The 21,641-nt window shown below is 68.0% G+C and carries 16 protein-coding genes; 11 read left to right on the plus strand and 5 right to left on the minus strand.

Annotation, left to right across the window (positions count from 1 at the left end; genetic code table 11):
• Window positions 1–2 precede the first annotated feature (2 nt).
• A complete protein-coding gene (locus AC1DP9_RS08740; RefSeq protein ID WP_477107081.1) occupies window positions 3–1,556 on the minus strand; it encodes a flavin-containing monooxygenase in 1,554 nt (517 codons plus the stop codon).
• A 318-nt stretch (window positions 1,557–1,874) separates the two neighbouring features.
• On the opposite strand from AC1DP9_RS08740, the gene AC1DP9_RS08745 reads away from it, so the two are divergent.
• From AC1DP9_RS08745 to AC1DP9_RS08775, 7 genes are all read left to right on the plus strand, one after another.
• Window positions 1,875–2,456, plus strand: coding sequence for a hypothetical protein (locus AC1DP9_RS08745; protein ID WP_441645448.1), 582 nt, complete (start codon window positions 1,875–1,877; stop codon window positions 2,454–2,456).
• 11 nt (window positions 2,457–2,467) lie between these two features.
• Window positions 2,468–4,063: a GMC family oxidoreductase gene (locus tag AC1DP9_RS08750; RefSeq protein ID WP_477107082.1), complete on the plus strand. Its 1,596-nt coding sequence runs from the start codon at window positions 2,468–2,470 to the stop codon at window positions 4,061–4,063.
• Window positions 4,064–4,394: 331 nt separating this feature from the next.
• Complete coding sequence (locus tag AC1DP9_RS08755) at window positions 4,395–5,336, plus strand: TetR/AcrR family transcriptional regulator (RefSeq protein WP_092291070.1); 942 nt, start codon at window positions 4,395–4,397, stop codon at window positions 5,334–5,336.
• Between the two features lie 200 nt (window positions 5,337–5,536).
• Window positions 5,537–6,463, plus strand: a complete 927-nt coding sequence (locus tag AC1DP9_RS08760) for a DUF1571 domain-containing protein (RefSeq protein ID WP_477107083.1) — start codon at window positions 5,537–5,539, stop codon at window positions 6,461–6,463.
• 227 nt (window positions 6,464–6,690) lie between these two features.
• Window positions 6,691–8,082, plus strand: coding sequence for a DUF2957 domain-containing protein (locus AC1DP9_RS08765; RefSeq protein ID WP_477107084.1), 1,392 nt, complete (start codon window positions 6,691–6,693; stop codon window positions 8,080–8,082).
• Window positions 8,083–8,123: 41 nt separating this feature from the next.
• Window positions 8,124–9,422, plus strand: coding sequence for a DUF2957 domain-containing protein (locus AC1DP9_RS08770; RefSeq protein ID WP_477107085.1), 1,299 nt, complete (start codon window positions 8,124–8,126; stop codon window positions 9,420–9,422).
• Between the two features lie 80 nt (window positions 9,423–9,502).
• Window positions 9,503–10,288 carry an OmpW/AlkL family protein gene (locus AC1DP9_RS08775; RefSeq protein ID WP_477107094.1) on the plus strand — a complete coding sequence of 262 codons (786 nt, stop codon included), beginning with the start codon at window positions 9,503–9,505 and terminating at the stop codon, window positions 10,286–10,288.
• A 69-nt stretch (window positions 10,289–10,357) separates the two neighbouring features.
• Here AC1DP9_RS08775 and AC1DP9_RS08780 read toward each other — a convergent pair whose 3' ends face one another.
• Genes AC1DP9_RS08780 through AC1DP9_RS08790 form a run of 3 tightly spaced genes read right to left on the minus strand, consistent with a single transcriptional unit; the run spans window position 10,358 to window position 16,203 of the window.
• Window positions 10,358–11,836 carry an efflux transporter outer membrane subunit gene (locus AC1DP9_RS08780; RefSeq protein ID WP_092291060.1) on the minus strand — a complete coding sequence of 493 codons (1,479 nt, stop codon included), beginning with the start codon at window positions 11,834–11,836 and terminating at the stop codon, window positions 10,358–10,360.
• Window position 11,837: 1 nt separating this feature from the next.
• Window positions 11,838–14,993 carry an efflux RND transporter permease subunit gene (locus tag AC1DP9_RS08785; RefSeq protein WP_454757444.1) on the minus strand — a complete coding sequence of 1,052 codons (3,156 nt, stop codon included), beginning with the start codon at window positions 14,991–14,993 and terminating at the stop codon, window positions 11,838–11,840.
• Window positions 14,994–15,036: 43 nt separating this feature from the next.
• Window positions 15,037–16,203: an efflux RND transporter periplasmic adaptor subunit gene (locus AC1DP9_RS08790; protein ID WP_092291056.1), complete on the minus strand. Its 1,167-nt coding sequence runs from the start codon at window positions 16,201–16,203 to the stop codon at window positions 15,037–15,039.
• A gap of 499 nt (window positions 16,204–16,702) precedes the next feature.
• Between AC1DP9_RS08790 and AC1DP9_RS08795 the strand changes: the two genes are divergently transcribed.
• The gene (locus AC1DP9_RS08795) at window positions 16,703–17,419 is read left to right on the plus strand and encodes a TetR family transcriptional regulator (RefSeq protein ID WP_092291054.1); all 717 of its coding nucleotides are present in this window, start codon (window positions 16,703–16,705) and stop codon (window positions 17,417–17,419) included.
• 12 nt (window positions 17,420–17,431) lie between these two features.
• On the opposite strand, the gene AC1DP9_RS08800 is transcribed toward AC1DP9_RS08795, so the two are convergent.
• Window positions 17,432–18,520, minus strand: a complete 1,089-nt coding sequence (locus tag AC1DP9_RS08800; RefSeq protein WP_092292071.1) for an ABC transporter substrate-binding protein — start codon at window positions 18,518–18,520, stop codon at window positions 17,432–17,434.
• A gap of 213 nt (window positions 18,521–18,733) precedes the next feature.
• Between AC1DP9_RS08800 and AC1DP9_RS08805 the strand changes: the two genes are divergently transcribed.
• The 3 genes from AC1DP9_RS08805 to AC1DP9_RS08815 all read left to right on the plus strand — a co-directional run.
• Window positions 18,734–19,408: a response regulator gene (locus AC1DP9_RS08805; protein WP_092291052.1), complete on the plus strand. Its 675-nt coding sequence runs from the start codon at window positions 18,734–18,736 to the stop codon at window positions 19,406–19,408.
• Between the two features lies 1 nt (window position 19,409).
• Entirely contained in the window at window positions 19,410–20,885 is a 1,476-nt protein-coding gene (locus AC1DP9_RS08810) for a sensor histidine kinase (protein ID WP_441591561.1), read from the plus strand.
• 108 nt (window positions 20,886–20,993) lie between these two features.
• On the plus strand, window positions 20,994–21,641 hold a 648-nt coding region (locus tag AC1DP9_RS08815; protein WP_477107086.1), incomplete at its 3' end, for a contractile injection system protein, VgrG/Pvc8 family.

The raw sequence follows: 21,641 nt of genomic DNA on the forward strand, positions 1-21,641 counted from the left end.
GGCTAGACGCGGATCGCGTCGGCGTCCCCGGGCTGCGGCATGCCGGTCGGCTGCCGTGCCGGCCATCGCTCGTAGTCGGCCGGTTGGAAAGCCTGCGTGGCGCGGCGGAACTGCCAGGTGAAGCCCGGCCACAGCGTGGTGTTCTTGCCGTTGCGTGGGTCGATGTACCAGCTGGCGCAGCCGCCGGCGCTCCAGATGGCATGGCCGAGCTTCTGCTGGATGTTGCGGTTGAAGGCGGCCTGCACGGGCGGGCGCACGTCCACGGCCTGGAGGCGGGCCTGGCGCATGTGGCGCAGCGCGTCCAGCACGTAGTTCACCTGCGACTCGATCATGAACACCATCGAGCTGTGGCCCAGCCCGGTGTTCGGGCCGACGATCAGGAACAGGTTCGGGAAGCCGGCCACGGTGGTGCCGAGGTAGGCCTGCGCGCCATCGCGCCAGGCATCGAGCAGGTCTTCGCCGTCGCGGCCGACGATCACGCCGCGCGGCAGCGGGTCCGTGGCGTGGAAGCCGGTGCCGAGGATGATGCAGTCCGCCGGGCGGCGCGTGCCGTCGCGCATGACGATGGCGTCCGCCTCGACGTGGTCGATGCCGGTGGTCACCACGTCCACGTTGGGCCGCATCAGCGCCGGGTAGTAATCGTTCGAAATCAGCACGCGCTTGCAGCCGATGGTGTAGTCCGGCGTCAGCGTGGCGCGCAGGGTCGGGTCCGGCACCTGCCGCCGGAGATGGCGGCGCGCGATGCGCTCCACCGCCTTCATCAGCTTGGGATGGAGCACGAAGCCGAGCACGCGCGATTCGAGCATCCAGTAGATCCCCGTGCGCGCCAGCGCCTGCGTGAACGGCAGGTGGCGGAACAGCCAGCGCTCGGCGGCGGAGACCGGCCGGTCCGGCTTCGGCATGATCCACGGCGGGGTGCGCTGGTAGAGGTCGAGCTGATCGACGAGCGGCGCGATCTGCGGCACGAACTGGATCGCGCTGGCACCGGTGCCGATCACGGCAACGCGCTTGCCGGCCAGCGGCGTGTCATGGCGCCACTGCTGCGAGTGGAACATCGCGCCCGCAAAGGTATCGAGGCCGGGAATATTGGGGATCGATGGCCGGCTCAGGCCGCCCATCCCCGACACCAGCACCCGCGCCCGCACGCGCCGGCCATCGGCCATGCGCAGGCGCCAGCAGCCTGCCGGGGCGTCCCAGGTGGCCTGCTGGAGGGCGTGCCCGAGGCGCAGGTGGGGGCGCAGGCCGAAGCGGTCCGTGCAGTGTTCCAGGTAGGCGCGGATTTCCGGCTGGGTCGAGAACATGCGCGACCAATCCGGGTTCGGCGCGAACGAGAACGAATAGAGGTGCGATTGCACATCGCAGGCACAGCCGGGGTAGTGGTTGTCGCGCCAGGTGCCGCCCACCGCCTCGGCCTGCTCGAAGATCAGGAAATCGGCTTCGCCAGACTGCTTGAGGCGGATGGCCATGCCCAGCCCGGCAAAGCCGCTGCCGATGATGGCGATGTCGCAGGTGACTTCGGTGCCAAGACCGGCCGGCAGGTCCACGGGTGCGTTCATAGAGGGCGTTCCGGTGGGTGCGCTGGCGGCGCCGGCTGGCGGCGGTTCGTTAGCGACACCGTTTATTGTGACATTGGTCGATGTCATCATAGGTAGCGCTTCCGGGGCCGGTCAATCCGATGGCTTGAAGGATTGCTCTATTTTTGGGGGATTTCCAGTGTCGTAGCCATCACATAAAACGATGGCGCAGCGATGGGCGCAGCAGTGGGTACGGTTGTCAGCCGCGCGTTTGAAACCGAAGTGGAAGTCGAAATTATTCTCGGGCGCTTAGGCAGAATCGCAACGCCGTCATCCCAAGAACAAAAACGGAGACACCGCATGCCCCGACCGGCTTCCCTCGCCCCACCCCAACGACCCGCGCGTCGCGCATTCCTGAAGGTTGGCGCCGGCTTCTCGGCGGCCATCGCCTGCTCGGCGCTGTTCCCGGCGCTGACCGGCTGCACGCCCGCCGATGCGCCGGAGGCCGGCATGGCGTTCCTGCGCCCGGCCGATGTGACCCTGTTTCGCGCCCTGCTGCCCGCCATCGCCAGCGATCTGGCCACGGTGGACGCCGCCACGCACGAGACGCGGCTGGCCGCCGCCGTAAGGAACATCGACGGAACCATCGCCGCGATGGATCAGAACGGGCGCGGGGAGCTACGCAAGCTGCTTGACCTGCTGGCCAGCACGCCGCTGCGCTGGGCCGTGGCGGGCGTTCGGTCGCCGTGGGAGCAGGCCACGCCCGATGCGGTGCGCGCCTTCCTCGCGCGCTGGCGCGCCAGCCGTTTCGAGACGCTCAACGCGGGCGGCGTGGTGCTGGTCAAGCTGGCCAGCGTCGCCTACTTCGTGCTGCCGGGCACCTGGGCTGCGAGCGGCTATCCCGGCCCGAATCCCGCGGTCTATCGCGCCCTCCACAGCTAAGGCTCCCGCTCATGGCCATCGACGATATTTACAGCGCCGGCATCGCGTCCGGCTGGAAGGTGCTGGACGCCGCCACGTTCACCGCGCCGCGCACGCTCGACACTGACGTGGCCATCATCGGCACCGGTGCGGGCGGCGGCATCGCCGCCGAAATCCTCAGCGAGGCGGGCCTGCGGGTGCTGCTGCTCGAGGAAGGCGGGCTGCATACCTCGAAAAGCTTCCGGGACATGGACGAGGCGCGCGCCTATCGCGATCTCTACCAGGAGGCGGCCGCCCGGGCGACGTCGGACGGTGCGATCGCCGTGCTGCAGGGGCGCTCGGTGGGCGGCAGCACCACAGTCAACTGGTCGTCCAGCTTCCGCACGCCGTCCCGGACGCTGGCGCACTGGGCCAGCGAGCACGCGGTGACCGGCCACAGCGAGGCCGAGATGGCGCCGTGGTTCGCGCGCATCGAGGCCCGGCTCGGCATGGCGCCATGGGCGATGGCACCGAATCCGAACAACGCGGTGCTCAAGCGGGGCTGCGACCAGCTCGGCTGGGAATCGCACGTGATTCCGCGCAATGTGAAGGGGTGCTGGAACTCCGGCTATTGCGGCTTCGGCTGCCCGGTCAACGCCAAGCAGTCGATGCTGGTGTCGACGATTCCCAACGCGCTCGCCCACGGCGCCACGCTGATCCACCGCGTGCGGGTGCGCAAGCTCGACCATGACGGCAAGGCCGTGCTCGGGCTGACCGGCGAGGCCCTCGGCTTCGACGGCTATACGCCGACCGGCGTCACGCTGACCGTGCGGGCACGCCATGTGGTGGTGGCGGGCGGGGCCATCAACTCGCCGGCGCTACTGCTGCGTTCGGGAGTGCCGGATCCGCACGATCTTGTCGGTCGTCGCACGTTTATTCATCCGGTGAATTTGAGCATTGCGGAAATGCCGGAGCTTATCGAACCGTACTATGGCGCGCCCCAATCCATCGCCTCGGACGAATTTCAGTGGCGCAATGGCGCCACCGGCCCGATGGGCTACAAGCTGGAGGTCCCGCCGATGTTCCCCGGCATCAGCGCCGGCGTGCTCAATAACTTTGGCGATGCGCTGCGCCGCGAGATGGCAGCGTTGCCGCACACCAACGCCATGCTGGCGCTGTTGCGCGACGGCTTCGTGCCGGATAGCCCCGGCGGCCGGGTGCGCGTGGCCGACGACGGCAGCCCGGTGCTGGACTACGCGCTGAGCGACTACGTCTGGGACGGCGTGCGCCGCGCCTGGCTGAGCATGGCCGAGGCCCAGTTCGCAGCTGGCGCCAAAAAGGTGCGTCCCGCCCATCTGGACGCCGCCTGGTACACCAGCTGGCCGCAGGCGCGCGACGCCATCCAGACCCTGCCCCTGAAGCCGTTCCGTGCCCTGCTGTTCACCGCCCACCTGATGGGCGGCTGCGCGATGAGCGACGACCCGGCGCGCGGCGTGGTCGATAGCCAGGGCCGGCATCACCATTTGTCCAATTTGTCTGTGTGCGACGGGTCAGTGTTTCCTACGAGCATCGGGGCGAATCCCCAGTTGTCAGTTTTCGCATTGACGGCGCAAAATGGTATGTCGCTAGCAGCTCGCATCACGGCGTGATGGGATCGGCGGCGGCCCGCTCGGGGGGGCGGTAGCGTTGGGTTGGGGATCGCGCAGCGGAGGCAAACCGCCGCCAGGCTTGGCATCACAAGGCATGGCGGAGGCCCGGCGACTGTGGCGACCCTACGGATTCGCGTAGGTTTTCTGCCTGGCGGATCGGTACTCGCGGTCTAGAGGAACTCTTCGAAAATTGCACTTGTGAAACAGTCGAGGCGGTGAAGTAGGCTTCGTACAACCGTTTCAAGCATCCGTACGCCGACAGAGCAACGGAGCCACAGTGGTAGTGGATATTTGCAGGGGTCCACAGCAGTAATTTTGCGAGAGACACCCCATGAAGACCGGCAAAAGCACGGCAGGCGATACCAAGGCGCGGATCCTGGATGCGACCGAGAAGCTGTTCATCGAAGTGGGCTACGAAGCGACCTCCCTGCGGCAAGTCACGTCGCGGGCGATCGTCAATCTCGCAGCCGTCAACTACCACTTCCGCAGCAAGGAAATGATGATGCAGGCGGTGCTCGGCCGCCGGCTGGATCCACTCAACACGCGGCGACTGGCGCTCCTCGATGCCTGCGAGGCCCGCTGGCCCGGCCACGCCATCCGCTGCGAACACGTGATGGGCGCGCTGTTCGTGCCCGCGCTGCAGATGGCACGCCAGCCCGAGATCGGCGGTCCGTCCTTCCTGCGCCTGCTCGGGCGGGTGTACTCGGACACCTCGCCATTCATCCAGTCCTACCTGATGGGGCACTACGCTCCGGTGTTCGGGCGCTTCTTCGAAGCCTTCGCCCGGGCGCTGCCGGACGTGCCACGCCAGGAACTCGGCTGGCGCCTGCATTTCGCGCTCAAGGCGCTGGCCGGCGTGCTGGCCGGCGACGAACTCGGCAACCTGATGCCGGCGTTCACGCAGGGCAAGAGCATGAGCGATGCGCACGTGCTGGCCCAGCTGACGTCGATGGTGGTGGCAGCCCTCAAGGCGCCCTCGCCCGAGACGCAGGAGCTGGGCGCGCTGCAGGACGTGTTCGACATCGGCGATGCCCAGCAGGCCGATGAGCAGGCGCATATGGCGGCCCTGGCCGCCACCGTGGAGGACGAGGCCCACCAGGCCGCCGTTGCCACGGCCGCCGCCGTGAACCGTGCCCGACGCGGCACACGCACGGTACGCAACGAAGGGGCCACGCGCGCGGCCACCGCCAGCCTGGCGGTACGCCGCGAGATGTGTCCCGCTTTCCCCAGCAATCCGCTCGACGACTGGATGCGCACCCGCTCCAGAAACTAGCCGTGCGCGGCGGTCTCCATCGGGACCGCCGCCCTGGCACCGAGCGCGCGACGACCCGCGTCGCGCCGGGATTGCCCTGATTCGAGATCGATTCTTTTCGCCACGCCACCGCGAGGCGTGACGCCCTGCGCGCCACGCACGGGCGCCCTGCTGCCCGCCATTTGCCCACGCCTTGCACAACAACAGACAAGAGACACGCGATGAAGCCATTACATCTGGTCGCCGCCATCGGCGCCGTCATCGGCCTGCTGGCCACGCAACACGTTGGCCTCCCACTGGCCCGCGCCCAGACCGCGCCGCCGGCCGCCCCAACCATGAGCGCCCCCGCCGCAGCACCGGGTACGCGCGCCGCCACGCCCTATGACGGCATCCCGGCCGCCCAGCAGTCGGCGCTGTTCTCGAAGCAGGTTGCCAGCGGCGAGCTGGCCGCGCTGCCCGATGCGCAGCTACTGGCCACCTTCGACGCCCTGGAGCCCGAGACCCTGCTGATGTGGGCGCGCGCCGAGATGAGCCGCTATCCCGAATACGAATACTGGATGACCCGGCAGGAGCGCCTCAACGGCCAGTGGCAGGACACCCCGGCGCGGATGATGATCCGCTACCGCCACCAGCCGCGCCAGCTCTACGCCAAGTGGCTGCCCAACGGCGTGCAGTCCGGGCAGGAAATTCTCTATGACGAGACCCGTCGCAAGGACGAGATGTACGGCCACCTGGGCGGCATCATGGGCTTCACGTCGATGTGGATCTCGCTCGATGGCACGCTCGCCAAGTCTCAGTCGAACCATACGGTCCGCGACTTGGGCTTCCAGTTCGTGCTGTCGATGCTCGAACGCGACGCGCGCTCGCTGCGCGCCGCCGGCCTCTCCGAAAAGTACAACCGGGCCGAGATCGTGCGCGAACAGGGCGTGCGCATGGTGGCGCTGACCTGGGACCTCCCCGAGGGCGCGCCCAAGTACTACGCCAAGAAGGTGCAGCTGATGCTGGATCTCAAGCACCCGTGGCCGCGCGTGGAAACCGCGTGGGATGCGGACGGCAACATGGTCGAGAAGATCGTGTTCGAGCGCGCGATGAAGAAGACCTTCGACGCCGCCACGTTCGACCCCGCCAACAGCGAATACAAGTTCTGACCGCCGCGCGAGTGCGCGCGCCGGGCGTTTGAATGTGGACGCAGGGGCCTCCGCGCACGGTTTGAACGCTGGGCCCTCGCGCTTGCACGGCAACGCTGACAGACCGGCCACCGGTGTTTGGAACGAGCGCTCTATTGACGCTCAAACGCGCCAGACGCGAGAGTCCGACCCACCGCGAGAGATCCGCAACAAGCGGACCGCCGGTCATAACAACATGGAGACAAGTCATGTCCGAGTTGCACCTTCGGCGCGCGCCACATCGCGCCCCTAACAGCGCCCTTAGCTTCGCCGCCACCCTGGCTGGGGTAAGCCTGACGCTCACGCTGGCCGCTTGCGGCGGCGGGGGCGATGACCCGGGCACCGCCGCGCCGGCCGCCGCCCAGCAGTGCGGCGCCACCAACAGCTGCCCCGCCACCGGCCCCACGCAGAACCAGCCCGTGGCCGCGCTGTGCCCGGACACGCTCGACTACAACACCACCTACACGGGCGGCTCCGGCGCTGGCGAACTCGTGAAGATGCAGTTCGACTCCACGCAGGGCACCTACCGCATCCAGATCCTCGAATCGGCCGTGCCGAAGGCCACCAACGACATCTACCCCACGCGCGGCGGCGTGACGCTGACCGGCACGATGGCGCATCCCACGCGCCCGCTGCCCACCCCGGCGCAGAACCAGTGCGCCTACGAGCTGAAGACGGCCACGGCCTCCGACGGCGTCTCGCAGGCGCTGATCGACCCGGCCAATCCGCCGATCATCTTCGTCGGCAACGGCGTGGCGGGCGGCGGCATTCCCGGGGCGACGATCGAGTACGCCGGCATCTTCGGCATCGGCGCGATCCCGAAGACCACCTTCCCGATGTACCCGGTGCTGGCCTTCGCCCAGACCGAGACCGACTTCGCCAAGGTGGCCGGCACCTACAACGTGCTCGGCTACCACCTCGTGCCGTCCGGTGGCGAGCTGTTCCCGGCCGGCTACTTCCTGCCTGCCACGGCGCAGACCGTGGAGACGCTCAATGCCGATGGCACCTGTCACGCATCGAGCGGCAACTGCGTGACCACGGGCCAGCCGTGGAAGCTGCGCGTGGGCACCGACGGCGCGTTCGACAGCGACAACGCCAATAGCACCCAGCCCTACCCGCATTTCTTCGACAAGGCCTTCCTGCAGGACCCCAACAGTCTCGCCAAGGGCGTGCTGGTGGTCGGCAAGCTCGACGGCGCGCAGGTGCCGCTGCTGATCCGCGTCGGCTATGCCCGCATCGACCTGGCGGCGAACATCCTCAGCGTGGATGACGAATCGGGCCTGGCGCTGCTCTCGCCCACCACCGCCACTACGCAGGCGGCGATGCATGGCAGCTACATCGGCTCGGGCAGCGACTTCAAGTACCTCTCGTCGATCGTCCACGACAACCTCGTCGCGCTGATCGATCCGCAGGATTCGTCGCTCAAGCCGGTGGGCGGCTTCCAGATGGACTTCACGCAGGCCACCCAGCCCGGCGTAGTGGCCACCACCGACAACAGCGGCGTCACCGGCAAGCTGATCACCACCGGCCCGGTCTACGCGCACCTGTTCGGCCCCGCCGCGAGCCCCACGTTCCGCGTGAGCGCGCTGGCCAGCCGCTGATTCCGCACCCCACACCATAAGAAAGACCAAGGAGACGCCTCATGCCCCAACTGCCCTCCCCGCTTCCTGACTCGCTCCCCGTCCCCCGTCGCCAACCGTGGCTGGGCCGGCTCGCGCTGGTACTCGGCGCCACCGCCCTGCTCGCCGCCTGCGGTGGCGGCGGGGACAGCGGCGGTGGCACCGCCACGCCGGCCGCCGCGCCGGTGCGGCTGTGCCCGAGCGCCATCGACTATTCCACGCCCTACATCGGCGGCACGGGTTCGGGCGAACTGGTCAAGGTGCAGATCGATACCACCCAGCGCACCTGGGCTGTCACCTTCCTCGATTCATCGGTGCCGCGCACCACGGGCACCATCAAGCCGACCCGCTCCGACCCCACCGGCGGCAAGAACGTGATGACCGGCACACTGGCGAAGGAAACCGGCCTGCCGACCGAGAAGCTCAACCAGTGCGCGTTCCAGCTGCTCGGCGCCAGCCTCGACCCGGCCCGGCCGGCGCGGCTGTTCATCGGGCAGGGCGTGATGGGCGGCACCGTCCCGGGCGCGCGCATCCAGTTCAACGGCATCGCCGGCGCGGGCTCGGTGCCGGACACCACCTTCCCGTTCTTCCAGTTCATCGGCTTCGCGCAGACCGAGACCGACCTGACCAAGATTGCCGGAAGCTACAACGGCTCGGGCTTCCATGAGGTGCCATCGAAGAAGTTCCAGATGGTGGCGCAGGACTACCGCATGGCGCTGGCGGCCGATGGCTCGTTCACGGTGTGCGACAACAAGGCCGGTGGCACCTGCAAGCAGCGCGGCGACAAATTCGTGCCGCAGGACAACGGCACCCTCCTCTCCACGCGCTACGAGGGCGAACTGCCGCCGACGCTGGGCGCCGTGCTGGGCCGCGCCTACCTGATCGTCGGCAAGCTGGCCGGGCACCTCGTGCCGATCATGATCCGGGTGGGCTTTGCCAACGACGACTTCACCCAGTTGCCGGTGGGCGCCGACGACGAGATCGGCATCGGCATGATGGCGCAGGCGGTCTCCGCGCCACAGGGCACCTACAACGCCGAGTACGTGGGCGTGGACAGCAACTTCGAGTACCGCGTGACGGCACTGGTCGATGGCGACGCGGCCATGCTCGACCCGTTCCGCGCCTCGGACGCCACGCTGGCCACCGCGATGAAGCTCGACTTCTCCCAGACGGTGCCCGGCGTGGTCACCACCACCCGCAAGGACGTCGGCGCCAGCGGCCCCAAGGGCAAGTTCATGTTCACCGGCCCACGCGGCGTGTTCGGCTTCGTCGAGGACCGCAACGGCTCGCCCTACTTCACCGTCGGCGCGTTTGTCGAATAACGGACAGGAGACACAACATGACCCTGCACCGCCTGTTCGCCCGCCTCGCCACCATCGCCACGCTGGCCGCGTGCGCCGGCATGCCGATCGCCCACGCCCAGAAAGCCGGGGACAACGTCGTCTCGGCCGGCTGGTTCCATATCCAGACCCACGGCACGAGCCCGCCGCTGACCACCAGCGTGGTGGACGTGCCGATCAACTACCCGCTCGGCCTGCCCTCCACGTTCACGGCGCCGGGCAGCGGCCTGTCGACGTCGAATGCCGATACGCTGGGGCTGACCTTCAGCCACTTCGTCACGGACCATATCGCCGTGACGGCCGTGGGTGGCATTCCGCCCGAGTTCAAGCTGTACGGCCACGGCGAGCTGATCCCGCCGGGGCCCGCCGGCGCACTGGGGCGGCAGAGCCTGGGCGATCCGTCGCTGAACCCGATCATCACGCGCGCCCGCCAGTGGAGCCCTGCCGCGATGGTCCAGTACCACTTCCTGGAGCCGGGCACGCGCTTCCGGCCGTTCCTGGGGGTGGGCGTGTCGTACAACTTCTTCACCGATATCCGCGTGAATCCGGCCTTCGCGGAGTCGGTCAACAACAACCTTGGCGCGGTGCTGGCGGCCGGCGCCGGTATCCCGGGGCCGACTTCGGTCCATGCCGATGCCTCGTCGTCGTGGGCGCCGGTGTTCAACGTCGGCGGCACCTACAACTTCAACGAGCACTGGGGCGTGACGGCGGCGGTGACCTACATCCCGCTGAAGAGCACCTCGACGATGACCATCAAGGCATCGGACGGCACCACGCTGTCCACCTCGAAGACGAAGCTCGAACCGAATCCGATCATCTTCTTCCTGGCGGCGACGTACAAGTTCTGATCCGGCGCTCCCAAGCAAAAAGGGCGAAGCTCGCGCTTCGCCCTTTTTGCATCTGCGTTGCCGCAGTCCTTACTGTGCCGAGGTGCCCGTCGGCGGCGTGGTGGCCTGCGCCACTGCGCCCGTCTCGGTCAGCCCGCCGCCCAGCGCGCGGTACAGGTCGATCGAGTTGACCAGACGCAACTGCCGCGCCTGGATCAGCGCCTGCTCGGCGGAGAACAGCTGGCGCTGCGCGTCGAGTTCGTCCAGATAGCTCGCCACGCCGCTGCGGAAGCGCAGCCGGGACAGCTCGTAGCGCGCCGATTCCGCGTCGCGCTGCTGCTGCTGGCCGGCCACCTGCTCTTCGAGCGTGCCGCGCGCCACGAGGGCGTCGGCCACTTCGCTGAAGGCCACCTGGATGGTCTTCTCGTAGTTGGCCACCTGGATGTTCTTGCGCACGTTCGCCAGGTCGAGGTTCGACAGATTGCGGCCGTAGTCGAAGATCGGCAGCACCAGCTGCGGCGAGAACGACCAGATGTTGGCGCCGGAGTCGAACAGGTTGGTGAACGAGGTGCTGATGTTGCCGGCACTCGCGGTCATCGTGATGCGCGGGAAGAACGCCGCCCGCGCCGCGCCGATGTTGGCGTTAGCCGACAGCAGGGCCTGCTCGGCCTGGCGGATGTCCGGACGCTGCGTCAGCAGATCGGACGGCAAGCCTTCCGGGATGTCGCTGATGATGTGCTCGTCGGACAGCTGCATCGGTGCCGGCAGGTTGGCGATCTCGCCGATCGGCTTGCCCACCAGCACTTCCAGCGCGTTCTGCGCCTGCGCGCGCTGGCGCGCCAGCTGCGCAGCGGCCACGCGGGCCTGCGCCACGAGCGACTCGTTGTCGCGCAGATCCAGGGCCGAGGTGGCCCCCGCATCGAAACGCCGCTTCGCCAGCTCGAACGTGCTCTGGCGCGCTTCCAGCGTGTTGCGGGCCAGGTCGTACTGCTCGGCCGCCGCGCGCTCGGCCAGATAGGCCTTGGCGACTTCGGACACCAGCGAGATGTAGGCGGCGCGATGGGCCTCCTCGGTGCTCAGGTACTGGGCCAGCGCGGCGTTCGACAGGCTGCGGACGCGCCCGAAGAAGTCCAGCTCCCACTGGGTCACCGACAGGCCCACCTGGTAGATGTTGCCCGTGAACGATTGATCGACGCCCGAGGTTGCCCCGGAGAACCGGCCGCGCTGGAAGCTCGCGTTGCCGTTCAGGGTCGGCAGCAGGTCCGCGCGCTGGATCCGATACTGCGCGCGCGCTTCCTCGATACGCAAGGCCGCCGTGCGCAGGTCGCGGTTGTTCTCCAGCGCCGTGGCGATCAGCCCCTGCAGGCGCGGATCGGTGAAGAAGTCGCGCCAGCCGATGTCCGTGGCGCGGCGGGTCTCGCCGCTCTTCACCTCGGCCGATGCGTAGCCCTCCGGCGCCGCCGGAAAGCCAGCCGCCACCGGCGCGGCCGGTCGGTCATAGTGCGGCGCCAGCGTGCAGCCCGTCAGCACGCCGGCCACCAGCAGCAGTGTGGTCAGTGTCTTGGTCATGTCAGTTTTTCTCCTGGGCTTCTTCCAGGCGCGCGCGTTCCCGCTCGTGCTGGCTCGCGCTGCCCTTGAAGCGGCCGCGCACCACCACGAAGAATACCGGCACCAGGAAAATCGCCAGCACCGTGGCCGTGATCATCCCGCCCATCACGCCCGTCCCGATGGCGCGCTGGCTGCCCGAGCCCGCGCCGGTGGCAATCGCCAGCGGCAGCACGCCCAGGATAAATGCGAACGACGTCATCAGGATCGGCCGGAAGCGCAGGTGCACCGCCTCGAGCGTCGCCTCGACCAGCCCCTTGCCCTGGGCCTGCAGGTCCTTGGCGAACTCCACGATCAGAATGGCGTTCTTCGCCGAGAGGCCGATCGTCGCGATCAGGCCCACCTTGAAGTACACGTCGTTGGGCATGCCGCGCAGCGTCACGCCGAGCAGCGCGCCGAGCACGCCCAGCGGCACCACCAGCAGCACCGCCACCGGGATCGACCAGCTCTCATACAGCGCGGCCAGGCACAGGAACACGATCACCAGCGACAGCGTGTAGAGAATCGGCTCCTGCGAACCGGCCAGGCGCTCTTCATACGACTGGCCCGACCACTCGAAGCCGAAGCCCGGCGGCAGCTTGGCGAAGTTCTCCTCCATCACGCGCATGGCCTCGCCCGTGGACTTGCCCGGCGCAGCCTGGCCAGCCAGCTTCACGGCCGGCATGCCGTTGTAGCGCTCCAGGCGCGGCGAGCCCATGATCCACTGCGACGTGGCGAACGCGGCAAACGCCACCATGTCGCCATTGGCGTTGCGCACGCGCAGCTTGGTCAGGTCGTCCGGCAGTTGCCGGTCCGCGCCCTCAGCCTGCACGATCACGCGGCGCACGCGGCCTTCGTAGATGAAGTCATTCACGTACGAGGAACCGAAGGCGATGGTCAGCGTGGCGTTGATATCCGCCACCGTCACGCCCAGCGCCCGCGCCTTTTCGCGGTCGATGTCGATGCGCAGCTGCGGCGCGTCTTCCTGGCCCTCCGGGCGCACGCCCTGGAGCACCGGATTCTGCGCCGCCATGCCGAGCATCTGGTTACGCGCTTCCATCAGCTTGGCGTGGCCCTGCCCCGTGCGGTCCTGCAGGCGGAAGTCGAAGCCCGACGAATTGCCGAGTTCCGAGATCGCCGGCGGGTTCAGCGGGAAGATGATCGCATCCTTGATGAACGACAGCGCGCCGAATGCCCGGCCCACCAGCGCCTGGGCGGTCTGGTCCGCGCCGGGGCGCTCCTTCCAGTCCTTGAGCCGCACGAAGGCGATGCCGCCGTTCTGGCCACGGCCGAAGAACGAGAAGCCCGCCACCGTGATCATCTGGTCGACGACCTTCGACTCCTTCTGGAGGTAGTAGTCCTCGATCTGCTTGAGCACGCCGATGGTGCGCTCCTGCGTGGCGCCCTGCGGGAGCTGCACGACCGTGATCATGTAGCCCTGGTCCTCATCGGGCAGGAACGACGACGGCAGGCGCTGGAACAGCAGCACCACGCCGGCGATGATCACCGCGTAGATGATCAGGTAGCGGCCCGAGCGCTTCAGGATGCGCGCGACCATGCCCTGGTAGCCGGTGGACGCCGTGGCGAACGTGCGGTTGAACCAGCCGAAGAAGCCCTTCTTCTCTTCGTGATGGCCGGCCTCGACCGGCTTGAGCAGCGTGGCGCACAGCGCCGGGGTCAGCGTCAGCGCCAGCACGGCCGAGAACGCCATCGAGGCGATCAGCGACAGCGAGAACTGGCGGTAGATGTTGCCGACCGAGCCCGAGAAGAAGGCCATCGGGATGAACACGGCGGTCAGCACCAGCGTGATGCCGACGATGGCGCCCGTGATCTGGCCCATGGCCTTGCGGGTGGCCTGGCGGGGCGAGAGCCCCTCCTCGCTCATGATCCGCTCGACGTTCTCGACGACCACGATGGCATCGTCCACCAGGATACCGATGGCCAGCACCATGCCGAACATCGTCAGCACGTTGATGGAGAAGCCGAAGGCCAGCATCGCCCCGAACGTGCCGAGCAGCGCCACTGGCACCACCAGCGTCGGGATCAGCGTGGCGCGGAAGTTCTGGAGGAACAGGTACATCACCAGGAACACCAGCACCACGGCTTCGAGCAGCGTCTTGACCACTTCCTCGATCGAGATCTTCACGAAAGCGGAGGTGTCGTACGGCACGCTGAACTCGTAGTCCGGCGGGAAGTAGCGTTGCAGCTCTTCCATCTTCGCGCGCACGGCGGTGGCCGTGGCCAGCGCGTTACCCGTGGGCGCGAGCTTGATGGCGATGGCCGACGCCGGCTTGCCGTTGATGCGGGCCAGCGTGGAGTAGTCCGCGCCGCCCAGTTCCACACGGCCTACGTCCTTGATGCGCACCGACGACCCATCCGGGTTCGTGCGCAGCAGGATGTTGGCGAACTGCTCGGGCGTGGTCAGCCGGCTTTCCGTGCTCACCGTGGCGTTCAGCTCCGTGCCCCGGGGCGACGGCGTGCCGCCCAGTTCGCCCACGGCGACCTGGATGTTCTGCTCGGAAACCGCCGCGGTCACGTCCAGCGGCGTCAGGTTGTAGCCGGTCAGCTTGGCCGGATCCAGCCAGACGCGCATGGCGTACTCGGTACCGAACAGGTCGGCCGAGCCCACGCCGGGCACGCGGCGGATGGAGTCCACCACCTGCGCGGAGACGAAGTTACCGAGCGCGATCGCATCCGTATTGCCGGACTTGGACGAGACCGTGATGAACATCATGTAGTTGTTGCCGGCCTTGTCCACCTTCACGCCCTGCTGGCGCACCTCCGCCGGCAAGCGCGCTTCCACGCGCTTGAGGCGGTTCTGCACCTCCACGGAGTTCAGGTCGACGTTCGAGCCCGGCGCGAACGCGATGTTGATCGACGCCAGCCCGGACGCCTCGCTTTGCGACTCGTAGTACAGCAGGTTCGGCGCGCCGTTGAGTTCCTGCTCGATCACGGACACCACCGAGTCCTCGATGGTCTTGGCGGACGCACCGGGGTAAGTCGTGGTCACCGAAATGATCGGGGGGGCGATGTTGGGGTACTGGGCGATCGGCAGCTGCAGGATCGCCAGCACCCCGCCGAGCGCGATGATCAGCGCGAGCACCCACGCGAACACCGGCCGGTCGATAAAAAACTTGGCCATGAATCTGGCTCCCTATCTATTACTTATGGTGCGATGGCGCGGGTCAGCCTTGGGTGGCCGGGGTCGACGCGGTCTTCGGCGCCTGGAACGGCACGGCCTTGGCGGGCGCGCCCGGCTGCACCTTCTGCAGCCCTTCCACGATCACCTTCTCGCCGCCCTTCAGGCCTTCGGTGATGATCCAGCGGTCGTCGATCGCCTGCGGTGCCTTGACCGGCACCACGGCCACCTTGCCGTCGGCGCCCACCACCATCACGCTGGCGCCCTGCGCCGTGCGGATCAGCGCGCGCTGCGGCACGGTCAGGGCGTTCTCGTCCACGCCCTGCTCGATCTTCACGCGCACGAAGGTGCCCGAGAGCAGTTCGCGCTTGGCGTTCGGGAACTCCGCGCGCAGCGTGATCGAACCGGTGGTCGGGTCCACGGTCATGTCCGTGAACAGCAGCTTCCCGGTCTGGCTGTACTCGCGGTCGCCCGCCTCGGGGAACAGGTGCACACGGGCACCGCCATTCACACCCTTGACCTGACCATTCTCGATGGCCCGGCGCAGGCGTGCCACTTCGGCGGCAGGTTGCGTGAACGTCACCCAGATCGGATCGACCTGCTCGACCACCGTCAGCTTGGTGGCTTCGCCCTTGCCGACCAGCGCGCCTTCGGTGACCAGCGCGCGGCCCACGCGGCCGGAGATCGGCGCGGTGACCGTGGTGTAGCCCAGGTTGATCTGGGCCGTGGTCACGGCAGCCTTGGCGGCGGCGATGTCGGCATTGGCCTGGCCGGCAGCGGCCACGGCGTCATCGAACTCCTGCTTGCTGACCGCGTTGGCGGCCACCAGCGGCTTGTAGCGCTCGGCCTTCTGACGCGCGGAGACGGCGTTGGCCTCGGCCCGCTCCAGCTGCGCCCTGGCGGACGCCAGCTGGGCCTGGTACGGGGCCGGATCGATGCGGAACAGCACCTGGCCAGCCTTCACTTCGCCGCCTTCGGTGTAGTTGCGGGACAGCACGATGCCTTCCACGCGGGCGCGCACTTCGGCGGTCCGCACGCCTTCCAGGCGGCCCGGCAATTCATTGATGACGGCAACAGCGGACGGTGTGACGGTAACCACACCCACTTCGGCCGGCGGCATGGCGCCGCCCTGCGGGGCCTTCTGGCCGCAGGCGGACAACGCCAGGACCGCCACGGCGGCGGCAACGCAATGGATACGTTGGGACTTCCTCATCGATAACCCCATGATGATGTTTGAGATCTGCCGCACTGGCCGCATGTGACGGCCGGACGGGCGCGCCACTGCGTGGCGAGTGCGGAAAAGCGTAATGCGCACCGCAAGCCGGCCCCCTTGAGTGGGCGCATGGCTAGCGGCGTTGGTGCGTTAAAACTGGCAGGTTGGTGCCCGGCGCGTCGGCCGTGACGTCACTTTGCGTGCAGGGCGTCACTGGATCTTGGGCTGGCCGACGATCGAGCAAGCGCGTAGTATATATACATTCAAGCATGTATGTTAAGTCCGGCACGCAAACAGCGCCTTTTACAACACTTTGAAGCGCAGCCTTTTTGACGCAATCTTGACGATTTGCGTCAACAGTGAGCACGAATATTGCGGGCAGGTTAGGATGCGCCCCGCCGATGGCGGTGTCGCCATGAACAAATGAGAGGTTGTCGTCACAATCGTGTGGCACAACGGAGACCTGGGCGGATAAGCGTCCGCTGGCAGGAAAGAGGAAATGGTCAGACGTACCAAGGAAGAAGCGCAGGAAACCCGCAACCGGATCCTGGATGCCGCCGAGGCGGTGTTCCACGCCCGTGGCGTGGCGCGCCCGTCACTTGCAGATATTGCCGAGGCGGCCGGCGTCACGCGCGGCGCCATCTACTGGCACTTCAAGAACAAGAGCGATGTCTTCGCGGCCATGTGCGACCGCGTGAACCTGCCGGTGGAGGCGCTGATCGCCCCCGAGCGGCGTGCGCTGCGCGAGGATCCGCTGAACAGCATCCGCGACATCTGCGCCTTCGTATTCAAGCAGACCGTGGTGAACCCGCAGTGGCGCCGCGTCTTCGAGATCATCTTCCACAAGTGCGAGATGGTGCAGGACAACGGCGCGATCTTCGAACGCCAGCGCCAGTCGCACAAGGAAGGGCTGGTCAAGATGCACGAGCACCTGCGCATGGCCGTGGAATGCGGCCAGCTACCGGAGGATCTCGACATCCCGCTGGCCGTCAACGCCTTCCACGCGGCCATTGGCGGCGTGCTGGCGCACTGGCTGTTCTCGCCCGAGGATTTCGAACTCAATCACGAAGCCGAGCGGCTGGCCGACGCCATGATCGACATGCTGCGCTTCTCCACCGCCCTCCGGAAAGGCTACGTGCCGCGCCCGATGGGGCCGATCGACGCCGAAATGGCCACGTTCTGCGGGTCGTCCACGCCACAGGCCCTGGCCGAATAAGCCTCCCCAGCCCTATCCCCGCAGCGCCTCGCGCCAGCGCGCCAGGAACGCCCGCTTGCGCAGGGCGTCCTGCGCGGCCAGCAGGCCGGGGCCCACGCTGATCGGCTTGAGCGCATAGCCGAGCCGCTCCGCCAGCGTCTGGGCCGTGTAGGCGCTGTCAGTATCGGTGCGGATCGTATAGAGCTGGGAAGTCGACTTGCCGAGCTGCGCCTGCCCCTCGCGCGAGAGCACGAAGTCCAGCCACAGCCGCGCCGCATTGGGCCGGGGCGCCTGCCGGGCGATAAACGCCACGCGCGACATCACCAGCGTGTAGTCGCGCGGCGCGATCACGCCGATGCTGGCGCCGCGCTCCATCAGCGACAGCGCGTACGACCCCAGCAGGTTGTAGCCGAGCACCAGCTCGCCGCTGGCGATGCCTTCGATCATGTCCGCCGTCGAGGCCGACAGCTTCACGCCCGCGCGACCCAGCGCCTGCGCCAGATACCAGAACTCGCTGCCCATGCGCGCGTCCTGCTGCGCAAGCAGGTAGCCCACCCCCGAACGCTCCACGTCATAGGTCACGATGCGCCCGCGCCACTGCGGCCCGCGCTCCTGCAGCAGCCGCGCCAGCCCGCTGCGGCTGCCGGGCACATGCGCGCCATCGAAATACTTGCGGTTGTAGACGATCACGGCCGGCTCGAAGGTCGTGCCCCAGGCCTCGTCACGCCACACCGCCCAGCTCGGCAGGCCGGCGCGCTCGGGCGAGTTGTAGCGCTGGGCATAGCCGTCGTTGACAAGCTTGATCTGGAGGTCCATCGCCGTGCTCCACAGCACATCGGCGAACGCCGCGTCACGCGGCGCGCGCGTGGCGCCCAGCGCGGCGCTCTCGGCCAGGAATCGATCGTTCAGCTCCACCGTGTTCAGGTCCGCGTAGCGCACGCGCACGCCGGGGTAGCGCGCTTCGAAGGCGGCGATCAGCGGCTGGACCACCGCGAGATCCGTGGATGCATAGACTGCCACCGCACCTTCGCGCTGGGCCCGTTCGATGATGCCGGCGTACTCGGGCGGATAGCCGTCCGGTACGCGCGGCGCGGCCTGGGCCAGTGCGGGCAGGGCGGCCATCGCGGCACCCGCGCGCAGCAGGTGCCGGCGCACCGGCGATGCGGGCGCGGAGGACGGCGTCGGCAGGGGCGATGTCAGGACGCGATTCGGCAAGGCGGAACGGAGGGCGATGTGGGACAGGCCGCCGACACCGGCGGGCAGGGCGGAGGTATTATAGGCGCCCTCGGGACGCGCCCGCGCCCTCGATTCCCGATCCGGCAGAGGAGGTCCGGCATGCGTATCCTGCTGGTAGAAGATGAGGTGGAACTGGCCCGCTGGGTGGCCCGCGCGCTGGAGCAGGGCGGCTTCGTCATCGAGCACGTGGCGGACGGCCTGCAGGCCGAAGCCCGGCTGATGGCCGAGGAATACGACGCCGTGGTGCTCGACCTGCGCCTGCCCGGCAAGGACGGCCTGGCCGTGCTCAAGGCCATGCGTGGCCGCGACGACCGCACGCCGGTGCTGATCCTGACCGCCCAGGACACCCTCGACGAACGTGTGCGCGGCCTGAACCTCGGCGCCGACGACTACCTGCCCAAGCCCTTCGCCATCGCGGAACTCGAGGCGCGCATCCTCGCCCTGATCCGCCGCAGCCGTGGCCGCGCCCATCCCCGCCTGCAATGCGGCACGCTGGTATTCGATGGCGAGACGCGCAGCTTCACCCTCGGCGGCGCCCCGCTGGCGCTCACGCCGCGCGAATCCACGCTGCTCGGCGCACTGCTGGCCCGCAGCGGCCAGCCGCTGACCAAGGCGCAACTGCTCGACAAAGTCTTCTCGCTCGATGCCGACGTGAGTCCGGACGCCATCGAGGTGCTGGTCTACCGCCTGCGCAAGAAGCTGACCGGCCATGGCGTGACCATCGTCACGCTGCGCGGCTTCGGCTACCTGCTGGAACCCGAGGCCGAGGCCTGACATGAGGCGCCGCCGCCCGCGCACGCCAACGCCGGCGCGGCCCTGGCTGCGCGGCAGCCTGCGCCGCCAGCTACTGATCCTGCTCGTGCCGGCGCTGGCGCTGATGATGGCGGTGGACAGCTGGTTCACCTACGGCACGCTGCGCCACGCCGCCAACACCGCCTACGACCGCTCGCTCTACGGCTCCGTGCGCACCATCGACAACGCCATCGGCATGGCCGGCGAGAGCGTGCAGCTGACGCTGCCGGATGCCGCGATGGAGATGTTCGAGACCGCCGCGCAGACCCACGTGTTCTACCGGGTGTCGATGGAGCGGGCAGGGCGCGTGGAGACCGTGACCGGCTATGACGACCTGCCGCTGCCGGCGGGCACCCTCGTCAACAATCAGACCCGCTTCTACGACGCCACCTATCGCGGCGAGCCGGTGCGCATTGCGGCGATGGCCCGGCCGGTCTACCGGCCCGACGCGCGCATCCGCGTGATCATCCAGGTGGCCGAGACCGCCGAACCCCGCTCGGCGCTGATCGCCAATGTCTGGCGCAGCGCGCTGCTGCGCGACCTGGCGCTGATCGTGCTGTCGGCCCTGATCCTGGTGGGCGGCGTGACCTATGTGCTGCGTCCGCTGCAGCGCGTGCGCGACGATGTGCGCGCGCGCTCGCCCGAGGACCTGACGCCGCTCGAATTCGACCGCGTGCCGGTGGAAGTGCGTCCGCTGGTGGACGCGGTGAACCTGCACGTCTCGCGCTCCGAGACCATGGCGCAGTCGCAGGCCCAGTTCATCGCCGATGCCGCGCACCAGCTGCGCACGCCGCTGGCCATCCTCAAGACGCAGGCCGAGTTCGCCCAGCGGCAGCTGGCGGCCCGCCACAGCGAGGCCGGGCGCGAGGCGGCTGGCGAAGCGGTGGGCGGCATCGTCACGCAACTGGAGCAGGCCGCGCGGCTGACCAACCAGCTACTGGCGCTGGCGCGTGCTCGGCAGCCAGTGCGCGAGGGCGGCGGGCCGGCCGAATTCGTGGCCGAGATCGACGCGGTGACCGTGGCAGAACAGGTGGCACTCGACTACCTGCCGCTGGCGCGCGGCAAGCAGCAGGACTTCGGCTGGGAACGGCCGACGGACCTGACGCTGCCGGTGCGCGCCGACGCCGCGCTGCTGCGCGAGGCACTGGCCAACCTGGTGCACAACGCGATCCAATACTCGGGGCGCGGCAGCCGCATCACGCTCTCCGCCGCGCGCGTGGGCGGCGATGCACTGCTGGTGGTGGAAGACGACGGCCCCGGCATCCCCGAAGCCGAGCGCGAGAAGGTGTTCGCGCGCTTCTATCGACGGGTGGAAAACACCGAACCGGGATCCGGCCTGGGCCTCGCCATCTCGCGGGAAATGGCCGCACGCTTCGGCGGCACCGTGGTGCTGCGCGAAGGCGTGCAGGGCAGGGGGGTGCGAGCGGAGTTGAGATTGCCGATGGCTGGCGACGCGTAGACGCGACAGCGATTTTTCGAACTAGTACGATTGTAGTGCCCACTTCGACGCTTCTAGCATGGCCCCTACGCAGCTTTTCCGGGCTGCGCGGGCAACGGAGCGAGAATCATGGCGCGGCAGTCGTATTTCCTGAAAGTCCCCGGTGCGACAAGCGCCGCAGGGTTGTCGGTGGTGTCATTCGAGGCGGTGGAGCGGCTGGGCGAGCCCTACGAGGCCATCGTCCAACTGACACACCCTCTTGAACTGGACCGCGCCGATTATCTCGGCAAGCCGGCCACATTCCTGATCGACCCAGGCGATGAGGCCGAGCCGCGCACCTTCGCCGGCTTTATTTCCTGCTTCTCGAAGACAGCCCAGACGCGGGATTTTCATGGCTACGAGATGGTTGTCGAGCCGCTGGCCGCGCGGCTTCGGCTGACCCGCTCCACGCGCATCTATCAACACCAGACCGCGCCGGAGATTATCGAGGCGATCCTCCGGCGGCATGAACTGGTCGGCCATCATTTTTCCTTCCGGCTGCGGCGCCAATATCCCCAGCACAAGTTTCGCTTCCAGTATCAGATGTCCGATTGGGATTACATCCGCCTGCTGATGGAGCAGGAGGGGCTGTATTCCTATTTCCTTCCCGGCAAGTTCGGCGAGATGGTGGTGTTTGGCGATGACATTGACCATTACCTTTACAAGCCTGAATTGCGGGTGCCGTATCGCGAGACGGCGGGATTGGAGGCTGGTGTCGAAGCGGTCATCGGCCTTCGT

Source organism: Cupriavidus sp. 01L43 (assembly GCF_056399925.1).